1 protein-coding gene is annotated in these 294 nt (G+C 64.6%); it reads right to left on the bottom strand.

Features of this window, described 5'->3' with window-relative positions:
- On the bottom strand, nucleotides 1-294 hold a 294-nt coding region (locus HWE01_RS22670; RefSeq protein WP_241822962.1), incomplete at both ends, for a hypothetical protein.

The following is a 294-nucleotide window of genomic DNA, read 5'->3' on the forward strand; positions in this document are numbered from 1 at the left end:
AAGCGGCTGACCCAGTTGCTGCCGCCCTTGTCATCGGCCCAGCGGATCTCCTGCCGGAAATACTCCTGGATCACACCAAGACGCACATCCCTTCCTGCCGAGAGCGTGGCGTCGCCGCTGGCGGCAATGACGGCAGCATCGGCTTGCAGATCGCGGCCGGCCAGCAGCACCACGTCCTTGCCGCTGACGCTGGCCACCTGATCGATGTTGCTGCCCATGGTGGTGGCATTGGCGGTGGTGACGCTGGTACTGCGGATCACCACATCGCGGCCCGCACTCAAGGTCAGCTTGTCA

It is taken from the genome of Herbaspirillum sp. C7C8, from assembly GCF_022627875.1.
Lineage (GTDB): Bacteria > Pseudomonadota > Gammaproteobacteria > Burkholderiales > Burkholderiaceae_D > Herbaspirillum.